At 36.7% G+C, this 22,981-nt stretch carries 19 protein-coding genes; 10 read left to right on the forward strand and 9 right to left on the reverse strand.

Annotated elements, in window-relative coordinates; all coding sequences use genetic code 11:
* Positions 1 to 24: 24 nt before the first annotated feature.
* From AAFN87_RS05615 to AAFN87_RS05630, 4 genes are all read right to left on the reverse strand, one after another.
* Positions 25 to 1,515, reverse strand: coding sequence for a cobyric acid synthase (locus AAFN87_RS05615; protein ID WP_347790071.1), 1,491 nt, complete (start codon positions 1,513 to 1,515; stop codon positions 25 to 27).
* Between the two features lie 128 nt (positions 1,516 to 1,643).
* Positions 1,644 to 1,994 carry a DUF4181 domain-containing protein gene (locus AAFN87_RS05620; protein ID WP_347790072.1) on the reverse strand — a complete coding sequence of 117 codons (351 nt, stop codon included), beginning with the start codon at positions 1,992 to 1,994 and terminating at the stop codon, positions 1,644 to 1,646.
* Between the two features lie 15 nt (positions 1,995 to 2,009).
* Positions 2,010 to 3,326: a D-serine ammonia-lyase gene (locus AAFN87_RS05625; RefSeq protein WP_347790073.1), complete on the reverse strand. Its 1,317-nt coding sequence runs from the start codon at positions 3,324 to 3,326 to the stop codon at positions 2,010 to 2,012.
* Positions 3,316 to 3,786 (reverse strand): YaiI/YqxD family protein, encoded by a 471-nt coding sequence (locus AAFN87_RS05630; RefSeq protein ID WP_347790822.1) that lies wholly within the window; start codon positions 3,784 to 3,786, stop codon positions 3,316 to 3,318. The genes AAFN87_RS05625 and AAFN87_RS05630 overlap by 11 nt, the downstream gene beginning before the upstream one ends.
* Before the next feature lie 184 nt (positions 3,787 to 3,970).
* On the opposite strand from AAFN87_RS05630, the gene gdhA reads away from it, so the two are divergent.
* The 5 genes from gdhA to AAFN87_RS05655 all read left to right on the forward strand — a co-directional run bounded on the left by gdhA (position 3,971) and on the right by AAFN87_RS05655 (position 10,241).
* The gene (gdhA, locus tag AAFN87_RS05635) at positions 3,971 to 5,344 is read left to right on the forward strand and encodes an NADP-specific glutamate dehydrogenase (protein WP_347790074.1); all 1,374 of its coding nucleotides are present in this window, start codon (positions 3,971 to 3,973) and stop codon (positions 5,342 to 5,344) included.
* A 165-nt stretch (positions 5,345 to 5,509) separates the two neighbouring features.
* Positions 5,510 to 6,196 (forward strand): phosphoribosylaminoimidazolesuccinocarboxamide synthase, encoded by a 687-nt coding sequence (locus AAFN87_RS05640; RefSeq protein ID WP_347790075.1) that lies wholly within the window; start codon positions 5,510 to 5,512, stop codon positions 6,194 to 6,196.
* A 147-nt stretch (positions 6,197 to 6,343) separates the two neighbouring features.
* The gene (nhaC, locus tag AAFN87_RS05645) at positions 6,344 to 7,723 is read left to right on the forward strand and encodes a Na+/H+ antiporter NhaC (RefSeq protein WP_347790076.1); all 1,380 of its coding nucleotides are present in this window, start codon (positions 6,344 to 6,346) and stop codon (positions 7,721 to 7,723) included.
* Between the two features lie 123 nt (positions 7,724 to 7,846).
* Positions 7,847 to 9,664 (forward strand): oligoendopeptidase F, encoded by a 1,818-nt coding sequence (gene pepF, locus AAFN87_RS05650; protein ID WP_347790077.1) that lies wholly within the window; start codon positions 7,847 to 7,849, stop codon positions 9,662 to 9,664.
* Positions 9,665 to 9,944: 280 nt separating this feature from the next.
* Complete coding sequence (locus AAFN87_RS05655; RefSeq protein ID WP_347790078.1) at positions 9,945 to 10,241, forward strand: hypothetical protein; 297 nt, start codon at positions 9,945 to 9,947, stop codon at positions 10,239 to 10,241.
* A gap of 577 nt (positions 10,242 to 10,818) precedes the next feature.
* Here the strand turns inward: AAFN87_RS05655 and AAFN87_RS05660 are convergent.
* Positions 10,819 to 12,024: an NAD(P)-dependent malic enzyme gene (locus AAFN87_RS05660; RefSeq protein WP_347790079.1), complete on the reverse strand. Its 1,206-nt coding sequence runs from the start codon at positions 12,022 to 12,024 to the stop codon at positions 10,819 to 10,821.
* Between the two features lie 466 nt (positions 12,025 to 12,490).
* Here AAFN87_RS05660 and AAFN87_RS05665 point away from each other — a divergent pair, with 466 nt between their 5' ends.
* From AAFN87_RS05665 to AAFN87_RS05675, 3 genes are all read left to right on the forward strand, one after another.
* Complete coding sequence (locus AAFN87_RS05665; RefSeq protein ID WP_347790080.1) at positions 12,491 to 13,228, forward strand: sulfite exporter TauE/SafE family protein; 738 nt, start codon at positions 12,491 to 12,493, stop codon at positions 13,226 to 13,228.
* 64 nt (positions 13,229 to 13,292) lie between these two features.
* Positions 13,293 to 14,108, forward strand: coding sequence for a S1C family serine protease (locus AAFN87_RS05670; protein WP_347790081.1), 816 nt, complete (start codon positions 13,293 to 13,295; stop codon positions 14,106 to 14,108).
* 31 nt (positions 14,109 to 14,139) lie between these two features.
* Complete coding sequence (locus tag AAFN87_RS05675) at positions 14,140 to 14,616, forward strand: hypothetical protein (protein WP_347790082.1); 477 nt, start codon at positions 14,140 to 14,142, stop codon at positions 14,614 to 14,616.
* 303 nt (positions 14,617 to 14,919) lie between these two features.
* On the opposite strand, the gene AAFN87_RS05680 is transcribed toward AAFN87_RS05675, so the two are convergent.
* The 4 genes from AAFN87_RS05680 to AAFN87_RS05695 all read right to left on the reverse strand — a co-directional run bounded on the left by AAFN87_RS05680 (position 14,920) and on the right by AAFN87_RS05695 (position 21,239).
* A complete protein-coding gene (locus tag AAFN87_RS05680; RefSeq protein ID WP_347790083.1) occupies positions 14,920 to 15,840 on the reverse strand; it encodes a stalk domain-containing protein in 921 nt (306 codons plus the stop codon).
* A 70-nt stretch (positions 15,841 to 15,910) separates the two neighbouring features.
* Positions 15,911 to 16,726, reverse strand: coding sequence for an MBL fold metallo-hydrolase (locus tag AAFN87_RS05685; protein ID WP_347790084.1), 816 nt, complete (start codon positions 16,724 to 16,726; stop codon positions 15,911 to 15,913).
* Between the two features lie 86 nt (positions 16,727 to 16,812).
* Positions 16,813 to 17,619 (reverse strand): sulfurtransferase, encoded by an 807-nt coding sequence (locus AAFN87_RS05690; protein WP_347790085.1) that lies wholly within the window; start codon positions 17,617 to 17,619, stop codon positions 16,813 to 16,815.
* Between the two features lie 11 nt (positions 17,620 to 17,630).
* Positions 17,631 to 21,239, reverse strand: a complete 3,609-nt coding sequence (locus AAFN87_RS05695) for a dynamin family protein (RefSeq protein ID WP_347790086.1) — start codon at positions 21,237 to 21,239, stop codon at positions 17,631 to 17,633.
* Between the two features lie 950 nt (positions 21,240 to 22,189).
* Between AAFN87_RS05695 and AAFN87_RS05700 the strand changes: the two genes are divergently transcribed.
* Together AAFN87_RS05700 and AAFN87_RS05705 are read left to right on the forward strand one after the other, a co-directional pair.
* Positions 22,190 to 22,651, forward strand: a complete 462-nt coding sequence (locus AAFN87_RS05700; protein WP_347790087.1) for a chemotaxis protein CheX — start codon at positions 22,190 to 22,192, stop codon at positions 22,649 to 22,651.
* A gap of 195 nt (positions 22,652 to 22,846) precedes the next feature.
* The gene (locus AAFN87_RS05705; RefSeq protein ID WP_347790088.1) at positions 22,847 to 22,969 is read left to right on the forward strand and encodes a hypothetical protein; all 123 of its coding nucleotides are present in this window, start codon (positions 22,847 to 22,849) and stop codon (positions 22,967 to 22,969) included.
* Positions 22,970 to 22,981 lie beyond the last annotated feature (12 nt).

Below are 22,981 nucleotides of genomic sequence, written 5' to 3' on the forward strand. Positions count from 1 at the left end.
AAAGAGGTGCCATATCGACACCTCTTATTGAATAATTTTATACAGCTGCTCCATATTTAAATGTGTTCTCACGTGCTGAGCTAGGCTCTCGTACGCATCTTCACGTAATTCAGCATCACTTTTCACATCATCTGCAATTGGCTCAAGTCCTTTGTATACACGAATTTCATTGATCAGACGTCGCGTTAGATTGCGATTATGGAAAATTCCATGTAAATATGTTCCGACTACTTTTCCATCATGAGAAATGGCACCATCTAAACGACCATCTTGTAATTTCATAAATGGTGATGTCTCCTGCTTTAACGTAGTTCGTCCTAAATGGATCTCATAACCCGTGACTGTTTCATCTGTTGAAACAATCGTACCGGAAATTTGCACCGTTTTTTTATTCGACATAAATGTAGTATCCATTGCGAGTAAACCAAGACCTTGCTCGGTGCCACCACTTCCTTCAATCCCATCTGGGTCATATAAAAAATCCCCTAGCATTTGATAACCACCACAAATTCCGATAATCATAACACCTTGTTTATGTAAAGCTAGTACGGCATTATACAACCCTGTCGTTTTTAACCATTGTAAATCATCTATCGTATTTTTTGTTCCTGGTAAGATGATAACATCTGGCTTTCCTAGCTCCGATTTAGAATTAATCATCCGCACCCCGACACCAGGCTCCTCAAATAACGGGTCTATATCCGTGAAATTAGAAATCCTTGGTAGACGAATCATTGCGACATCAATATCAAATTCACCTTGCTTTGGTTTTTTTAAACGTAGCGACGATAGTGCTAACGAATCCTCTGCATCAATTTGTACATCAATATATGGGATAACCCCAAGCACTGGAATACCCGTTTCCTTTTCCACCCACTCTATCCCATCATCTAGTAGTTCCTTCATACCGCGAAATTTATTAATAACAAGTCCTTTGACGCGCGCACGCTCTGCATCATCAAGAAGCGCTAGTGTGCCTATAATAGAAGCAAACACTCCACCTCGATCAATATCCGCTACTAAAATGACTGCTGCATCTGCCAAATGGGCCATCCGCATATTTGCAATATCACGCGCTTTCAAGTTGATTTCAGCAGGGCTACCCGCACCTTCTAAAACAATAATGTCGTAGTTTTCCTGCAAGTAACGAACTGATTTTTCAATTTCAGGCATTACTTCCTCTACAAAGTTATTGCGATATGTTTTGGCATCCATATCCAAATAATGTTTGCCATGTAACACGACTTCTGACACCATATCTTGCTTTGGCTTTAATAAAATCGGATTCATATGCGCTGTAGCTTTTACACGTGCTGCTTCCGCTTGTACACCTTGTGCACGACCAATTTCGGCGCCATCCTCTGTAATATAGGAATTCAGCGCCATATTTTGAGACTTGAATGGTACGACTCTATGTCCATCATTAGAAAAGATGCGGCATAAAGCGGTGCAAATCACACTTTTCCCTACATCAGAAGACGTTCCTTGTACCATAATTGCCTTTGCTATCGTCATTTAGATTCAGCCCTTTCATTTCTTCTTTTCAGTCCTCTATAGGCGCAATTTTTGCATACAATTATTTTGACTAAGAAAAAAAATATTCCTAGTGAGATTTAACTTAGTTAAAATCACTAGGAATATCATTATAATAATAATACAATAGCTAGTGCACATAATAAACAAATCATCGTATAAGCAAACGAAATAATGTGTTTACGCTTGTCGCGTAAAAAAATAAATTCTACCGCTGCGCGGATAACAAATAATACCGAGAAAAATAGGAATAATAACATATATAAATATTTTCCTGAATAACCATTTGTCGATATACCTGTTAAAAATAACACAATCAATACAATTTCAAAAATGAAGTGCTTTTTACTAATATATTGATCCATAAATTTCTCATTTTTTTCGATATTTAACTTTTTGCGTAACGTTAAATCCATAATACCTGCTGCTATAAAACTAGCAAAAATAATTGAAACAATCACATTTTTATTTCCTTCCTATTTTTCTGTCAGTAAATATTGTTGGCGCAATACTTGCGGTACCATATTACCACCTGTTGACCAAATAAGATGGTGTGCATTATTTAAGTACGGTGCAAGACCATGTTCTTCTATATAGGAAGCTCCCTCGCAAATGAGCTGGATTGGACCAAATACTCCTGCATGCGCAGATGGTTCCATAAAAATATTTTCCTGCTCATACATTGCCTTTAAACTTCTGAATAAAAAAGCATCATCTACAGTATAACAACCACTAATAACAGTTTCCATTATATTCCCTACAAATTTCGAAGCACGTCCGACTGCTAAACCGTCTGCTTCAGTTTCATTTGTGAGCCCAATATCCGATACATCAATTTTATCATGTAGCCCTGTCATCATCCCTAATAACATACATGGCGATTGTATCGGCTCACCTAAGAAAATATGCACGTGCTCGCCAAATAATTGTTTTAACCCATAACTAATACCACCTGGTGCTCCTCCTACCCCACACGGAATATAAACGAATAAAGGGTGTTCCTTGTCTACCCGAATTTTTTGTTCAATAAGCTGTTTTTGAACGCGCAAAGCTGCAACTGCATAACCAACAAATAAATCGATGGAGTTTTCATCATCCACAAAATGACAATTCTCATTTTGCATTGACTCTAGACGTCCTTGTTTTACTGCTTCACTATAGTCCGCCTCATATTCTATAACTGTCACGCCGACATCACGTAATAACTGCTTTTTCCACTCTTTTGCATCTGCTGACATATGCACAGTTACTTGAAAACCAAGCTTTGCACTCATAACTCCGATACTTAAACCTAAATTTCCAGTAGACCCGACCGCAATTTTATATTGACTAAAAAATTGCTTGAACTTTTCATCATGCAATTTTTTATAATCATCTTGCATCGTTAGTAAACCATGATCAATCGCTAACGTTTCCGCGTGCTTTAATATTTCGTAAATACCACCACGCGCCTTTACTGACCCTGATATTGGCAATGCATGATCACATTTCAGTAACAGCTTTCCTGGTATTGTTATTGCTCGCCTTCCCTCAATTAACTTTTTCATCGCTTCTATTTCTTTTATATCGGACTCAATAATGCCGTTTGAAAATTGAGTTTCAGGAAATGCTACTTTTATATAGGAAGAAAAGCGTTGTAATCTTGCTTCAGCTTCATACACGATGTCTATCGGAAAAGGGAATGACTGAGATTCGTTAACATGATTATTTGTCCAAAATACGTAATTTCCTTTTTGTAATTGATGGATAAGCGGGAATTGTTCGGATAATGCAGCTATGTTTTTATTGTTCATTTGTACTTTCTCCTTTCAGTAAAACAGCACGTTCACAAATTTGTCGAAATTTCAACTCGAAAGAAATATTGTTTTCTTCCGTTCGTTTTTTCGGACCTTTTGTTCTACCACCAGCACGTCTAAACTTTGCACTTTCATATCGGAAAGCGAGCAATTGATCTATATTTTCAGATGTCAGCTCCCTACCGTTATGATCGACAACAAATGCACCTTTTGCCAAACACATGGCAGCAAGCCCATAATCACCTGTAATGACAATATCATTTTTTGTAAGCGCATTAACTAGCTTGAAATCAACTGAATCGGGTCCTTTTGGTACGATAATTGTTATTACATTATCACGTTCAATACGATGAGAAGTATCGCAAAACAAGATGGGTTTAATCTCATATTGAGATGAAACAAATAGCGCTAAATCAACAACCGGACATGCATCCGCATCTATTAATAGCTGGATCATCATATATCACCTCTTTCTAAATCAACTAAAAAATATCCACTTTTTAGTATACTAATATAATTAATTCCCGATTCACATAAAGCGAAAAAGGAGATGAAAAGAAAATGTCCATTAAAATTATATTGAATTGTTCGAAAAATCATAATACTATACAGCTAACAATTTATTTGGGGGGTAACATTTTATGACTACAGAAGTATTTTGCAATGACAAATTAGCTAAAGAATATATAGATAACGTATTCGCCACTTTAAAAGCGAAAAACGCTCACCAGCTTGAATTTCTACAAGCGGTAGAAGAAATTTTCATTTCTTTAGTTCCTGTATTTGCTCAAAACCCTGCCTATATCCAACACAATATCCTATCTCGCATCGTTGAACCAGACCGTATCGTATCATTCCGTGTAGCATGGCAAGATGACAAAAACCAAGTACAAGTAAATCGCGGTTTCCGAGTTCAATACAACAATGTAATCGGGCCATATAAAGGCGGTTTACGCTTCCACCCAACTGTAAACGAATCAATTATGAAATTTCTTGCCTTTGAACAAATTTTCAAAAACGCTTTAACTGGTCAACCAATTGGCGGTGGTAAAGGTGGATCTGATTTTAATCCTAAAGGAAAATCAGATGCGGAAATCATGCGTTTCTGCCAAGCGTTTATGACTGAATTATACCGTTATATTGGCCCAGATGTCGACGTTCCTGCTGGAGATATTGGCGTAGGTGCTCGTGAAGTAGGTTATTTATGGGGTCAATACAAACGTATACGTGGTGCATACGAGGCTGGCGTTTTAACTGGGAAGAAACCAGGATATGGTGGTTCACTTGCTCGTAAAGAAGCAACTGGGTACGGTTTAGTATACTTTGTTAGTGAAATGCTACAGGAAGCAAACCAATCATTCCTTAATAAAACAGTAGTTGTATCTGGTTCAGGCAACGTCGCAATATATGCTATAGAAAAAGCACAGCATTTCGGTGCAAAGGTAGTTGCTTGTTCTGATTCTGCTGGTTATATTTATGACCCAGAAGGTATTAACCTTAAAGTTGTCAAAGAAATTAAAGAATTAAAAGGCGATCGTATTAGTACTTATTTAAAGTATCGCCCAAATGCAGAGTATCACGAAGGCTGCACAGGTATATGGACAATTCCGTGTGACATCGCTCTTCCATGTGCTACTCAAAATGAAATTAACGGTGAATCAGCACGTAAACTAATTTCTAACGGTACAAAAGTAGTTGCTGAAGGTGCAAATATGCCTTCTGACTTAGAAGCTATTAACGAATTTTTAGCTGCGGATATTTTATTTGGTCCAGGTAAAGCTGCAAATGCTGGTGGTGTTGCTGTTTCCGCTCTTGAAATGGCGCAAAATTCTGGCCGCAACTACTGGTCATTCCAAGAAGTAGACGAAAAATTACATCGTATTATGAAATCAATATATGCTGAAAGTAAAGAAGCAGCTGAGAAATATGGCTATAGCGGCAATTTAGTTGTAGGTTCAAACATCGCCGGCTTCATAAAGGTTGCTGAAGGTATGCTCGCTGAAGGCGTTTATTAATAAAGTTCGTATAAAAAAGATGACGGCATTGCTGTCATCTTCTTTTTTCCCTTTTTTTATGTAAAATTAATGAAAAATTCGTCTTTTTCACGAACATTTTTGTATTCACATACCAATATCATTCGTGTTATAATGATGGAGTATTTTTGAAATGGAGGGCTTTTTGTGGAATTAGTATATACAGGTAAGACAAAAAACGTATTCAAATTAGAAGATGGTCATTACTTACTAAAATTCAAAGATGATGTTACAGGTGAAAATGGAGTGTTCGATCCAGGAGCAAATACTGTCGGTTTAACAATTGATGGTGCTGGCTTAGCCGGACTTCGCTTAACTTCATTCTTCTATTCTAATTTAAACGAGCAAGGTGTCCCAACTCATTATGTAGATGCAAACTTTGACAATGCTACAATGACCGTAAAACCTGCTACAGTATTCGGTAATGGCTTAGAGGTAATTTGCCGCTTCAAAGCTGTTGGCTCATTCCTACGTCGCTACGGTGCTTACGTACAAGAAGGTCAAGATTTAGATTCATTCGTAGAAGTAACGATTAAAGACGATGACCGCTTAGACCCACCTATTTCTGCAGACGCACTAAATATGCTAAGCATTTTAACACTCGAAGAATACGAAATTTTAAAACAACGTACAATCGAAATTTCAAAATTCGTGCGTGCCGAATTAGCAAAAAAAGGCTTAACATTATACGATATTAAACTAGAATTTGGTCGCGACGCAAAAACAAATGAAATAATATTAATCGATGAAATTTCAGGCGGTAATATGCGCGTTTATAAAGGTGATACATATATCGAACCTTTAGAATTAGAAAAAATTATTCTTTCTGAATAACAATAATAAAAGCTTGATTAATCGCACTCAGCGATAAATCAAGCTTTTTAATATAAAATTCTCCTATTGCATTATTTTATGATTATGCTAAAATACTTTTATGCTTCGACGCGTTGAAGCGCAAAAGTACAAAGAGGAGTTTTAAATATGCTTACATCAAAGAGTTTCTTACAACCGAAAATTTACGAAGCATTACTTATCATCACAGCCATCATTTTCATTATTACACTCGGAGTTGGTTATTACGGTGCTAAACCGCATATCTCCATTTTATTTAGTATTTTTTTATTAATTGGATATGGACTATATAAGAAAGTCCCATTTTCTAATTTAGAAAAAAGCATGATTACTGGCGCTTCGTCAGGTATTGGTGCCGTTTATATTTTTCTTCTAATTGGTTTTCTAATTAGTAGTTGGATTATTGGTGGGACAATTCCAACTTTATTGTTTTACGGCTTTTCTATTATTTCTGCTCATTATTTTTATGCGATTGTCTTTATTATAACGAGCATAGTAGGAACAGTAATCGGCAGTTCGCTCACGACTGTTGCGACAGTCGGTGTCGCCCTACTCGGTATCGGTACAGCATTTGATGCCTCTATTGCCATTACTGCTGGCGCGATTGTATCTGGTGCTTTTTTCGGCGATAAAATGTCACCCCTTTCAGATACGACGAACTTAGCAGCTAGTATTGTAAATATTGATTTATTTACACATATTCGCAATATGATGTGGACGACAATACCAGTGTTTATCATAAGTACAATATTTTATGCGCTCTTATCCCCATCTGTAGAAGCTATCAATTCAGAAATAATAACTTCATATAAAACAGCACTCGGTTCTACAAACTTAGTTCATTTATATGCATTAATTCCTTTATTGTTATTAGTCATTTGCACATTGTTTAAATTACCTGCTCCACTTACTCTTGTTATTAGCTCAATAAGCGGTATTGTATTATCATTTTTCCACTTATCATTGCCTTTGCAAGATTTGCTAAACATTTTATATAGTGGCTATGAGTCGAATACTGGTTTTGAAAGTCTTGACACTTTACTTACACGCGGTGGTATTAGTAGTATGTATTTCACAATCATGCTCGTACTGCTATCACTCTCAATGGGCGGGCTATTGTTTGCACTAGGTATAATACAGACGCTACTTGCTACAATTGAAGCTTTATTAACATCTGCTGCCAAAGTTATTACAGGAGCTGCTATTACTGCGATTATGTTTAATATTTTAATTGGAGAGCAGTATTTATCGATTTTATTAACAGGTGAGGCATTTAAAGAAAAATTCCGCGCACTGAACTTACATCCGAAAAATTTATCGCGTGTAATGGAAGATGCTGGAACAGTTATTAATCCACTCGTACCATGGAGTGTTTGTGGTTTATTTATCTCCTCCACGCTAGAAGTAAGTACAATGAGTTATGTACCTTTTGCATTCTTTTGCCTTTTAAGTCCAATAATAACGGTTCTATTTGCTTGGCTGAATAAAACATTAACATATATTAAATAAACGAGTGGCATTTTGCCCTCGTTTTTTTCTGTCATTCACAATATCCCCTCTCTTTTATTTTTGCACTATTCGGTAAATAATGGTACAATTTATTTCGAATACCGTAATATAAGGAGGCTTTTTATGTCGACAGTAAAACGAAGTGAAGTAAGCATTGAAGAAACTTGGAACTTAAACGATTTATTTGAATCCGAAGCACAATTCGAACAAGCAATTGAAGAAGTAAAAGCAGCCGCAAAAGCAATCGAGGAAACGTATAAAGGAAATATTACTGATGCAGCAAGTGCAGTAAATGTGATTGAGGCGAATTCAAAGCTTTACGAAAAAATAGTCCCAATCGGTACGTATTCAAACCTAGCACATAGTGTAGATCAAACAAGTAGCGAAGCACAAATGCGTGCCGCAAAAGTAGGACAAGTAACTTCCGCAATTGGTGCGCAAACTTCTTTCGTTCAAAGTGAGCTATTACAATTAGATGAAGCTATTTTAACTGCTGCTAGTGAACAAGCGCCACAATATGCAAATTACATTCGTAAACTATTAAAACAAAAACCACATCAATTGCATCCTGATGCTGAGAAAGCGTTAGCTGCTTTCGGTACTACATTCAATGCAGCATATGGTTTATACAACACGACAAAGCTAGTTGATATGCAATTCCCGAACTTTGAAGTGGACGGTAAAAGTTACCCACTTAGCTACAATTTATTTGAAGGTGACTGGGAATTAGAAAATGATACAAATGTTCGCCGCGCTGCATTTGACGCGTTTTCTAGTAAACTACGTGAATATCAGCATACAACAGCAAAAGCTTATAATACACATATTACAATGGAAAAAACAGCTGCAGATCTTCGTAATTATGATTCTGTTTTTGATGCACTGTTATTACATCAAGAAGTAGATCGTTCACTTTATGACCGACAAATTAATCTTATAATGTCAGAGTTAGCACCTCACATGCGCCGTTACGCAAAATTATTACAAAAAACACACGGCTTAGATAAAATGACATTTGCCGATTTAAAAATTTCGTTAGACCCTTCTTACGAGCCAAAAATTACTGTGGAAGAATCTCGTAAATATATGAAGGAAGGCTTAGCAGTACTGGGAGAGGACTATAGCAAAATGCTAGACCGCTCATTTGACGAGCGCTGGATCGACTTTGCACAAAACGCCGGTAAATCAACTGGTGCATTTTGTTCAAGTCCTTATGGCTACCATCCATATATTCTTATTTCATGGACTAGTCGAATGAATGAAGTATTTGTTTTAGCTCATGAACTCGGACATGCTGGCCACTTCTATTTAGCAAATGAAGCACAAAATTATTTCAATGCTCGCCCTTCCCTATACTTTATCGAAGCACCGTCTACGATGAATGAAATGTTAATGGCAAATCATTTACTAAAAAATTCAACAGATGCACGCTTTAAACGCTGGGTTATTGCAACGATTATTTCACGTACGTACTACCATAACTTCGTAACGCATTTACTTGAAGCAGCATATCAACGAAAAGTTTATGACATTATTGATGCAGGTGGTTCAATAAATGCACCTAAATTAAATGAGTTAAAACGTGGCGTATTAGAAGAGTTCTGGGGTGGCATTGTTGAAATTAATGAAGGCGCTGAACTTACTTGGATGCGTCAGCCACACTACTATATGGGCTTATATCCTTACACATATTCTGCGGGCTTAACTATTTCAACACAAGTGTCACAGCGTATTTTAAATGAAGGCGAAGCAGCTGTAGCAGATTGGATTGAAGTATTAAAAGCGGGCGGCACAAAAACACCTGTGGAACTCGCGAAAATGGCTGGAGTCGATATTACAACAGAGCAACCTTTACGTGACACAATCGCTTATATTGGTAGCTTAATAGACGAACTAGAAAAATTAACAGAAGAAATCGGTGAATACCAATTTGCGGAATGATTTACAGTCCATAAATGTCCAAAAAAGACCAAGAGCCCTCTTTGCTTGAGGGCTCTGAAAAAGCCTTTAGGCACAAATTAGAGAGTACAAGAACGAAAAACGTTCTTGTACTCTCTTTTTCTTCGATGCCGTTGATTTCCATTCAGGCGGACGCGTTTCGCGGGCACGGCTCCAGCTAATTTTTTTGCTTGTTAAGCAAAAAAATGGATCTTTCACTCGCGCTGTTCCCGCTGAAGTCGCCGCCTGCATTCCAATCAACTCATTTTATTCGTAGGCAAAAGTGTTAAAAGAATTCATCGAAAACTATGATGTGCAATTAAGCTATTCTTCCGATCCGGATGCACGTGTAGGCCAAAATCAGCGGATTCAGCCGATTTTAATAAAGAAGCGGAATGTTCCGTTTCTCCAGCTGGGCATATGGCGGATTCGTCAAGCGTGTACAGAGAAGAAAAATCAAGCAACCAATCAAGTGATGACCTTCCACTTTGATATCGAAAAAATAAAGCAAGTCCAATGCGAGAAGATTGTTGTAAAGTCGGTGCAAAAAGTAAGACCTATTCTGCGTCAATTAAATTAACGGAACATGGGGAACAAGCTGCATTCCAAGAAACAAACACGTTCAAGGAGCTTTCCAAAAAGCAATATAAAATCGAAGCGAAAAATAGTGAAATCAAAAACCCGTATGGCCAAAACGGCAAAATCGGCGGGTTTATTTTTGGGGATGGAAATTATTTTTCTTTTTAGATTAGTTAGTTAGAAACCGTTGATTTCCTTTCCAGGCGCTCCCTTTCCACAGGCACGGCGTATTAGCTATATATAAAATATTCTACTCTTAACTTGCTGAAAATACTTGAGGTGATGAAAATCAAGATGACGAAAAATCAAATCAATGAGCGGAACAACTTGAAATGCTGACAATCGAACAACTTGTACCGGAAAACATCCTTTACGCAAATTTTATTTATCCATTAGTAGAAAGTTTTGCTTCATTTGCATGAGTCTCTTTGTGAACTATCTCCTTTTCGAATAAAAGACCGTAGGCAAGCTCAAATTTCGATGAGTTTGTCTACAGTCTGATTATATTGAAAATCAACTGCTTACCGAAATATCGAAGGATTTTCAGAGCCCTCTTTGCTCTCGGTCTTTTTTAATAATTATATTGTATTTACATTTACAGGCTGTTGGAATAACGCCGATACTCCTGTATCAATAGCCGCGCTACCAACTGCTTTCGCTACAACACCAGCAACGCGCTCATCCATTGATTTTGGCACGATGAAGTCTTCTGCTAGCTCCTCGTCTGATACTAGAGAGGCTATCGCATATACAGCGGCAATTTTCATATCCTCGTTAATGTCTGTTGCACGAACATCAAGCGCCCCACGGAAAATACCCGGGAATGCTAACATATTATTAATTTGATTCGGATAATCAGAGCGGCCTGTACCAATTATACGAACGCCCCATGCTTGTGCATTTTCATAAGTGATTTCCGGATTTGGATTAGCCATTGCAAAAACAATCGGATCTGCATTCATCGATTTAATATGCTCCTCTGTTAAAAGATTAGCAACTGATACACCGATAAAAACATCTGCCCCTTTTAGAGCATCTGATAAACTACCGCTTACTTTTTCAGGATTTGTTAATTGCGCAACTCCCTCTTTAATCGGATTCATACCATCAGGGCGACCTTTATAAATAATCCCTTTCGTATCACACATTAACACATTTGTATAACCCATTTGAACTAATAATCGTAAAATGGCAATTCCTGCAGCTCCAGCACCGTTTATTACTACTTTCATATCCTTTACTTGTTTGCCAACGACTTTGATTGCATTAATCAATGCCGCTCCAACAACGATAGCTGTTCCATGTTGATCATCATGGAACACTGGTATACCACATTCTGCTCGCAGCCGATCTTCAATTTCAAAGCAACGAGGAGCAGAAATATCCTCTAAATTAATACCTCCAAATGTTGGAGCAATCATTTTAACCGTTTGCACTATTTCGTCCACATTTTTTGTGTTTAAGCAAATAGGTACAGCATCGACATTACCAAAACGTTTTAGTAGAAGGGCCTTCCCTTCCATTACAGGTAATGCAGCTTCTGGACCGATGTCACCTAAACCAAGTACGGCTGTTCCGTCTGTTACAATCGCGACTAAATTGCCTTTCATCGTATAGTCGTAAACTAATGATGGATTCTTTTCAATCTCCAAGCACGGTGCTGCTACCCCTGGTGAATACGCTAAACTTAAATCGTACGTATCTTCTACCGGCACCTTTGCCTTAATTTCCATTTTTCCCCCGTACATTTCATGCATCTCTAACGATTTTTTCATAATATCCATTTTTTTCATACACCCTTTCTAAAATGGGAATTCTATATATTCCAGTATCATATTTCTTCATCACAATAAAGTCAACAATTACATTTCCAATTTCACAAACTTATTACAATAAAGCTCTATATAATAATGTTTTAGATTTGAAAGTTCAACTTTTCACAAACAAAAAATGGTAATTTATCTACTCTTTTTTATTATATTAATATACTAAAAAAGAGCTGCTTGTTTTTATAATCATTGTGATATCACGATATTCTTTGTGAATCAGTACACGTTTCACTTTACTAGGCGAAATATGAATGATTTCACAAACTGTGATCACTCTTACTTACTTACATCAATAGAAATAGTCACATTTTTTTCATATTTTTTTTGTTCTAAATTGCTCACTTTTTCACAACCACAAAGGAAGTTCCAAATGTTTTATAAATAGTGTAAAGTTGGGTAGTAGATAGAAAGAAGGGTTTATATGCTAGCATTATTATTTATTATCGGTCTTTTTGGTAATTTAATAGGTACACTGGCTGGAGGTGGTGGGCTCATAACACTACCAACGATGCTTTTACTCGGAATGCCAGTACATTCCGCTATCGGAGCAAATAAAGTATCTAATACGATAAGTACTTTATCAAGCTTTTACACAGTATTTCGTCGGCAAGAAATAACAATTGCCGAAGCGGGTCCTATCGTTTTACTATGCTTTATCGGAGGATTAGTGGGTGGTCTTATTGCTTCGCTATTTACAGGAGAAACGTTGACTATTCTCGCTTTATGCTTGCTTATTTTTGCTTTTGTTTTATCATTTTTAGGAAAAACAGACTTTGGTGATAACATAACGCTACATTTAAAAAATCGTACACGCGCTTTATTAATTAGTGTAGGAATTTATGACGGGATGTTCGGTCCAGGTAGTGGCACATTACTGCTTTATATTTACGCAGGCGAAAAATTGAGCTATATGAAAGCTGTTGTTCTTGGTCGTGTCGGGATTTTTGCTACATGCTTTGGAGCAGCGATTACTTATGTATTATCTGGTCAAATTTTATGGACTGAAACAATCTTTTTAATGCTTGGCTCAATAATTGGTTCTCAAGCCGGCATCATACTAGCACGTAAAGTTAACAATCAACATGCAAAGCTATTACTTAGATTCATAACAATTATTTTAATTGTACAGCTAGCACTCGATTTATTTATATTCAATTAAGTAAAGCGGGCAGTTGCTGTCAATATGATAGTTCCTTTACACCATAAACAAAGGGGGCTTACTAATGACTGAAAAAGAGAACTCTATTGAAGAACAATTAACTGAAGAAGAATTCCTTGAGCTAGTCCTTGCCGAACAACAAAAAGCACTGGATGAAGAGCGGGAACGGCGATTAAACGGAACGGCAAAAACTAAAAAGCAGCGCCCTACTGTTAAACTATTCATTTTCGCAATGGCATTTGTGCTTTTTTTTAATACATTCGCAGTTATTTTCCAAATTTATTCGATTCCAGCTATTGAATTTATTAAAGTTTCTACACAACTATCTAAACAGGAAAATATTCAACTATATAAAAAGTCCGTTGTTGAAATTTCTACAGGAGAAAGTAAAGGAACTGGCTTTTCCATTTCGGATGATGGATATATCGTGACGAACGAACATGTCATTGATGATGCATTATCTTTAACGGTTGTGTTTCCCGAAGATGGCATATACGAAGCAGAAGTCATTGTAAGCGATCCGACAATTGATCTAGCAATATTAAAAATTCAAGCGAATAATCTCCCCCATTTACAACTTGCTGATACTTTAAATTTCAAAGAACAGGAGCATGTATATTTTATTGGTAATCCACTATATTTCACAGGTATCGCCAATGAAGGAACGCTAATTAATTATACGCAATTGAGTGATTGGGAAAAGCCAGTTATGATGATGCAAGCACCGGTTTATAAAGGAAATAGCGGAAGCCCGGTATTTACTGATGACGGTGAAGTAATTGGTATTGTATTTGCCACAATGAAAGACCAAAAAGAAGGCAAGGTCGGCTTATTTGTACCGGTTGATTATTTGCATGAGCAGTTAGCAAAGATACGTTGAATACGATAGCCATCACTATATGGGGGATATTATGAGATCGAGACATTTGTTTAAAGTAATTTTAGCTTTCTCTATACTTTTGATGACAGGTTGTTCAAATAACGTAATTAAGGAAGCTGAAGAAATAGAAAATGAATTCCCTCCATCTATGGCAGGACTCATTAATATTAACGGGATTGAGTATCCAATGGAAGAAGGCAATTATCAATGGCAAAGGAAAACAGGTCTAGGGATAGAAGTTGTACAAACGGACCATGCATCTCCATATCAAATGGCAGACCATATTAAATCAATTAGCGTAAAACCAAGCCAAAAAGTTGATATTCAGATTGAAGACACCCCACAAATTAAAGTCTATTTATGGAACGACAAAGGAAGAGGAAAAGAAATCGAACAAGATGCTAATCAAATAACCGTTCCTTCAGAAAAAGGTAAGTATATTTATGAAGCTATAGCAGAATGGCCTAACGGAACAGTTTCCTATACATTTGTTATTGAAATTGAATAATCTTTAATATGATAATTTAATAAAATCTAGTATTTTATTTCAAAAAATTACCGTGCCCTTTTCCGTTTAAGTCGCATGGATGCTTCTATTTTTATGATGTTATTATTATTTCGACACTGAACTAGACAAAAATAATATGATTATTGTTCTCTAATTTAGTGCATCCTTTCATACTTTACGACAAAGAAGGACTTTTTCTTATTCACACCTTGTATAAAACCTAATAGAAAAACTGTCCCAAAGTAAGTAAATTACTCACTTTTAGGACAGTCTCAGAAATTATTAGGTTGGTAGCCCGATAATTTATTCGCCTTTTAGCAGGTTAATAAATTCTAGTGGCACATATGTTTTATTTGTTTCGAGTAATGCTGGCGCTTCCTCAAAATAGTCAACTGCACGGTTATGACCGTATATTTTCTCCCCGCGCTTTAATGTATACGACTCCGTGCCTCGCGTTAAAATTGCACCTTTACCAGTCGTTTTTACTGTGAAGCCCATTTCTTCAGCAAGCAAGCGTAATGGTACCATCGTAATACCATTTACTATATATTGATCTTTTGCAATAATTTCTGCGATAACATCCTTCGTTTCTGCCACTGGTGCTGGCGTTTCCTCTTGATCCCCTTCTAATACAATAATTTTAGAAGGGGTTGTTTGAGCGGGAATGCTTCGTGTTGTAATACCGTAAAATACGATTACTTCTTTATCAACAATCTCTGCTGGCGTTAATTTCTTACCTGCTAAATCCGTAATCTCTGTCTCATCTGCAATATTTAATTGCAAGCTATTTGTTTTATTAACGAAGTCTTTATCAAATATACCAATTTCAGCTGTACTGATAGCTTCTGTTTGCACAATAATAATTTCTGGTGAATATTGTGGCGGGTAAATTAAAAGCATCGGCTTGTTTTTATTCACAAATGCAGTAAACTCCATACCCTCTTTTAACTCAACCTTTTTGCCTGTATTGTCTAATACGACTGTCTTTGGATTGAAAGTTATCGCAAAGATATCATCTTGTTTTTCTATTAAAGAATACTGGAAGTCATGTGTGCGTGGCTCGATTGCACCAATTTTCCCTGATAGCTTTATAAAGTTCGATGTTTCTTCCTGTGAAATTTCCAATGATGTATTCACCGCTTCCTCTTTTGCAAAAGTTACAGGTACTGCCAATACGCTAGTTGCTAACGTTGCGGCTAACGCAAATGGAATTGATTTTTTCATAGTTTCTCTCTCTCCTTTATTATAGGTTCATACAATTAGTCGCCTAAATTTGAAAAAGGTTACAAAAAAATTAAATTTTTTTCTTTTCTTCCAAAATTGAAGTGACAATATTCATCGAATTCCATTCCCCACTAGACATTCGTGTAATTGGATATTTTTTAGGAAATAACTGTTTTTGAATTTCTGCTGCTGAAAAGCCTAGTTTATTAAAGGCAATTACTTTATCTTCAAGCTCGAGTAAATAATCTCGCTTCACTGTCAATCGTTGCCTACCATCTTTTAATAATCCGGCATGGCTACAAAATACTTCATTAAAATCATAAGTCAAAACTTTTTCAAGCGATGCAATGATTGTCGGAATGCTTTCTTCTTTTAGTACTACTTTTGTACGAGAGCTCACATATAAATCACCTGTAAAAAGATGTCCCGTTTCACGATTTAATAACGCTACATGATCAATCGCATGACCCGGTGTCTCAATTACATCCCAAGTCGCATTTCGAGATTCGAAAGTAGATTCGAGTGGCTGACCGTGAAACGGCTCTCTCGCTCCCCAAAACAACTTACGATATAACGGATAATCGGCCCTTTTTGTACAACTTTCAAGCATTATTTGATTCATTAAAATAGGGATGCCCTTTTTTTGAAAATAGGCAGCATTCCCTGAATGATCCTCATGATAGTGCGTTAATACAATTTGTTCAATGTTTTGCTGTTCATAAAATGGACGAAATAAATTTCTTAGTGAACGTGCACCCGTATCAATACAAACACCATCTACAATATAACTGTATACATTTAAATTTATAGCTTGAAATTTTATGATACCATTTCCGAAAATTACCCCGTTTTTTTCCCCTTGCTCAAAGCTCTTTTTTAATAACATAAAATACACCCCCACCAAAAGTGAATGACTATTCATTTTCATTGTAATAAAGAGCCCGCTAAATTTCCATTTAGCGGATCTCTAATTTAAATATTCTCTCCTACTTCTACATCATAAGTAGTAATCCAATCACTATAACTCCCAACATACACGCGGATATTTTCATAGCCAGCCTCTGCCAATACTGCAAATAACGGCGATGCTGTTACCCCAGAACCACAGTACACAACAATTTCTTCATCTTTGCTTACTTTTGATAGTAATACATCGTTTGGTGCAAGTGTCGAACCCTTCTTCACTTGCTCCCAGTCGAAGTTTTTTGCTGTCGGAATATGCCCAGCAATCGGATCAATCGGTTCATGCTCTCCACGGTAACGTCCTGTCGCGCGGGCATCAAGTAACGTCACTTTTTCTAATCCATCTACGATACGCTTCACATCATCGCGGCTGGCATATATACCATCCTGCCAATCAAGCATTAATTGCGTTTCTTGATAATCAGCCTCTTCCGTAGTAACAGGGAATTCCTCAGCAAGTGCGGGATACCCACCATTAACAATGTAAACATTCGGAAAACCAGCATATTTAAGCATATACCAAGCGCGTGGGGCAAATGGTGAACCACCTTGATCATACACATAAATAGTATCTTCATAGCTTAAACCGCTACGCTCTACTAATGATTGCAGTTGCTCTTTTGTAAGCATCGGATGGCGACCATTGCTACTTTCCATATTGGATAAATCGCGCTCCAAATCCCAATAAATTGCACCGTCAATATGTCCTTGTGCAAATAACGTACGCCCTTCGTCTACATTTGCTAAAGAAAAACGCGTATCAATAAAGCGAGGTTTTTCTACTATTTCATCGACTGTTACAAATACTTTTGTCATTGGAATTCCTCCTATTTAATTTGTGCATAAATGGCTTTCCAAGCATCTAAGCGACTTTCCTCTTGTAATAGTAAACGCTCAGTTTCAATTTGTTCAATTGCTTGCCCACTAACATATTGTCTAAGTTCCTCTGCTTCTGAGGCAATATAGCTTGCTGCCCAATTCTTTAGACGTTCTTTTTCCCCATTTAAATATGCTTGTGCATCTGGCTTTGTTAATTGCTCAAGCGCTTCTTTTAATTGTTCTTTCTCATTTTTTTCAAAGAATGCTTTCGTATTTTTGAAATACGATTTGACAGAAGCATATTTTTTGTGGTCTGCAAAAGGTCCTGTAAAGTCGAGCAAGCTCGGCTCACTTGGCTCATATGCTAAAAATGAAAAGCTGTGATTGTATTCCTTTAAATTGCGTGCCTCTTCCTTGAAGCGTTCTTTTATACGCTTTTCTACAAATTGTGCTAAACGGAAGTTTGTTACACGCATTTCCTGAGCAAAGTCAAAGCTCAATGCCTGTAATACTTCTTTTAATGACGTATCAAGTGCTGTCGCTGCAGGCATTGCCGCAAATTGTGATGGATTATAGCTCTCACGGAAGAAATCAGGGTAGCGGTAATAGACACGCTGTAATACATAATATAGCAGCTCTTCTAATTCCTGATTCACTTCTGATTCAAGCATTGTAGTTTGCGACTTTTCATATGTGTTACGAATATGCTGTTCTAACTGTGCTAGTTCATCTAAACGATCATCTTTACGCAGTAAGTTTTCTTCTGTTTGAGCAATTAAATCAAATAGGCGTTGGTGCGTTTTTTCTATTTCTTCATGCAATGCTTGCACCGCGATTGCCATTAACTCTTCATTTAAGAAGTGATGGAATGCTTCTTCAAACGGCGGCATACCTGAGCCAAAATCATTTTGTTCTTGCTTTTCTCGTAACGCTTGTAAACTCGATACACCATATAAACGAGGGAAACGAATGCCAAAACGCTGTAGCTCGTTTCGAACATAATTTTTCACATCTTCCTCTTCATCCTTAGTAGAAGCTAAGTCAATGGCATTGACGATAAAGAACATTTTATCAAGTTCAAATGCGTCTTTCACACGACCAAGCTGTATTAAAAACTCTCGATCAGCTTTCGCAAACGCATGGTTATAATACGTAATAAAAAGAATTGCATCGGCATTTCGAATATAGTCAAACGCAACACCTGTATGACGTGCATTAATCGAATCTGCCCCCGGAGTGTCAACGAGTGTAACACCCATTCTTGTTATTGGTGAATCGTAATAGAAATCGATATTATCAACAAAGCAAGATTTATTTTCTTGAGCGACAAACAACTCAAACTGTTCACGGTCAACGCGAAGTACTGTCCCTAACTGCGATTCATATGTTTTATAACCTTCTTTATATGCTCGAATAAATGATTTATGAACATTTAAACGTTCATCAGTTAGTTTTACTGCCAGTCCTTCATCTGCACGGTTAAAAGCTTCATCAAGAGAGCCAACTTGTAAACCGATTGCTGCATATGAGCCTTGAATATCCTCTAATAATTGTTGTGCTGTTTTTAATTGTACATCTGCTGTTTCATGCGGATGATCAACAGTTACTGGACGAATTTTATTAATTGCAGCTGTTGTTGGATTCGGTGAAACTGGTAAAACTTTTGAGCCCATTAGTGCATTGGAAAAGCTTGATTTCCCTGCACTAAATGCACCAAACAACGCAATCGTAAAGTCTTTCTTTTGCAAACGCTCTACTTTTTTCGTCAAGAATTTTGCGACTTCAGCAAAACCTTGTACTTCACGAACTGCATTAGCTGTTTTTATTGCATTTGCAACAACGCTTTCTGTTTGCAACTGCGCAGTAGACGCTGTTTGTAGCGCTGTTTCTTCCATGACCTGCTGCTGTTCTTTTGGCGTGAGCATCGTATCATCAAATGGTCGAATTTCAGCAAGTGCACTTTCAAAATCAGCTAACCATTTCGCATTTTGAGCCTTCGCTTCTGAGCGTGTTTCATTTGTTGCTTGTGTTATTTCTCGATCACTATAAGCCTTTTGATGATCTAACTCCTGAACTTGTCGAATAGCATCGATTTTCTTTTGCATACTATTAATTTTAAGTTTTACTGGTGCACTTGCCTCTGCTGCAACTTCAGCTAAAATCGGCTTTTGTGCTTCCTGCCATTCATCTGTAGCACGAATAAAGAAACGCTTCGTTGCTTCTGCGACACGATTCGCAAAATTCAATAATGCATCACCTGTTACGAGAGAGCCTGGCTGAATTTGTTCTTCAATTACTGTAAAAGGCACATTAAATGCATAAGTATCAATAGCTGTCGCGCGTTCTTCCGTTAAGGCGCCTACATTTTTTAAAGATTCTTTCATTAAAGACTTTATATGACCAATAACTTGTGACTGCAAAATTGTTTGATAAGCAGTGTTTGCTTCTTCAATACGGCGTGAACGTTCTTCCTCCGTTTTACGCTTTGCACTAAATAAACCGCCTACTTTAAAATTATCTTGCTTACTTTCTAAATAACTGCGTAGTTTTTCACGGAAATCAGCTGGCATTATCGCCGCATTTGCCAGGAGGTCTTTGCGCTTCTCTTCAAATATTGCTTTCCATTGTTCAAATGAAAACAACTCTGTTTGAAGCGCTAATTGGTCGTACTGATCTAAAATATCGGCACGATTTTCCCAATCCTCTAACGGTAATACATCTTCATATGTAGAAAGTCGATCTTGCTTTTCTTCCTCTAAATACTTTTCATGCTCATGCTGTAATTTTTCTAATGTGTTTTTCGCTGTACCAATCAACTGCTCCTGCCAATCGCTCATCGAATCCATCACGATTTTCTTTACTTTTGCAAAGTCATTATGTGGATGGTCTAATTCACGTAATGAGGTGAAGAAAATATCTTTCGGCGTCACTCCCCAAGCAGCAAATGATTGATGAACAGAATTACGGAAATCTTCAAATGACAATTCTGCTTCTCGGTGTTTATCGATCTGATTAACGATTAAATAAACATTTGGATTATATTTCATTAATTGCTTTGTAAACTGAAAATTCAACTCAGACTGAACATGGTTGTAATCCATTGTGTAAAATACGACATCCGCTATATGAAGTGCCGATTCCGTACTCATCGCATGCGCGTCATCAGTTGAATCAACGCCTGGTGTATCCATTACTGTGACCCCAAGTGGTAAGCTAGAACCACTATGACCAATTTCTATTTGTGATACGAGTTCGCCATTTTTACTCAGTTCTTTCACTGTCTTAAAATCATAGCCCGCTTCAAATTTAATCGGTTGTTCATTGTGCATATAGACAATTGCAAAATCTTCTTCAGATTTATGAACCTTTACAATATTAGCACTCGTAGGAATTGGACTCGCAGCTAAAATATCTTCACCTGATAGCGCGTTGATCATACTAGATTTACCGGCAGAGAAATGCCCTGCAAAACCGATTACGTATTCTTTTTGCAAAAGCTTCCGTGCAAATAAATTAAGTTTTTCCATGCGCTCGGTGTCATTGTTATGTTTATAAATTATGTATTGAATTGATGATTGCTGTAATAATGTTTGTAATTGTTGTTCAAAAGCATTCATTACGAATAATGCCCCTTTGCCTTTTTTTTGTCACAAATATATAGTACCACGCTTTCTGTAGAAAAATAGTATTAAATGAAAAAAACTACCTTCTACAAGGAGCGCGGCTGACAAGTTAGTTGCACTTGAAATTTAATGTGGAAATTTGCTTACTTTAAATTAGATGGCTATATTTTGACCGTGTAAAATACAAACACTATTAACGCATGAGACGCATAAACAAGATGTGACTCGCGAGAAAATGTTTCCTTCATATATAACGAATAAAATAATAGAAGTAATAATGTTTAATGGAGTATTTGAAGAAAATACTTTCACAAGTTGCAGGTTTTTCATGAGGTGAATTTTTTCCGCCGAAAGCGAAGTAGTATGAGGAATTTTTATTTTGTTACGAGTAAAGGTTAAAGTACTCGAATTGATAACGGAGTAGTAAATGCTTTTTTAAGTATATCGAAAAAACTGCTCGATTCAAACCCATTAAATCGTTTGAAATGGCCTAAAATGATTGACTATTGAAATTTAGTAGATTAGTTTGAGAAAAAGATAATTAACTTACAATATTATATAAATAGTAACAGAAGAAGCATGTTCTCTCTACTTCAAAAGCAAGGTGGGAACAAGGATTTAACGAGTTAAGTATCCTATATAGGAATACATATTGAGTGTGGTGTAAAAGTGGAAGTGCCTGCCCCCGCCAAAACTGTTTTTATATAGATTTAATTGTATTTTTCCAAATGTATGAGCCCACTGCTGTATAAACAACAACTGTTGCACTAACAAAAACAAACACCATTTTAAGCTCTCCTTTTCACTTCAATTGAGAATAATAATCAAACTCATTATAACGGTAAATCAGATTTTTCGTCAATAGCCGTACATATGACCCATGTACATTTTAGTAGATTACGTGGTAATATGAAAAAAAAGTCGGATAAAGGAAGCGTTAAAATATGAGTACTTCGAAGCATATTCAAACTATTTTAAACGGGACAATCCACGCTTTAAAATCAATCTTACCAATGAATATTGACGTTAAAACCCCATCTATTACAGTTGAACCATATAAACAAGAAGAAATGGGCGTATTAATTGGTCTAATTGGTGACTTAAGAGGACGAGTTATTATTGATAGTTCGCCTAAAACTTTTGGCGCAATTGGCTCTGCAATGTTCGGCATGCCGCTTGAAGGAGAAATGCTTGAATCATTCACTGGTGAACTTGGTAATATGATAGCTGGGAATTTATGTACATATGCTGGGGCAACTAATTTAGAGCTTGATATTACACCACCTACTGTAATGGTAGGTAATACAAAGTTATACGGATTCCAGCAAGCATTTTGCATACCTGCTACAATCGAAGGTGCAGGATCCATGACCATATTACTGACGATTGACGAAGATGATAAATAAGTTTGTATAAAGACACGTTAAGCATTAAGCTTGACGTGTTTTTTATTTTGCTTTTTTTGAAACTCATTCTCAATTCTTCACATTTTTTTCACAAAATTTACCTTTCACTGTGATTTTTTTCACATCTTGCGAAAACTTTTTTTTATATGATGAACACAAGTACAATAACTACTTCTTTATCTAGGAGGGAGATTTATGGCAAAAAAGAAGAAAGCGGAAGAGGATTTAAAAGGCACTCTTATTATGACTTTTGCGGTAGGTGGAATTATCATTTTAATTTGGTCCTACTGCTTTAGCCTATTTATGGATCGTTTCTAATTTATGATTTTC

Source organism: Solibacillus sp. CAU 1738 (genome assembly GCF_039888725.1).
In the GTDB taxonomy this organism is placed as follows: domain Bacteria; phylum Bacillota; class Bacilli; order Bacillales_A; family Planococcaceae; genus Metasolibacillus.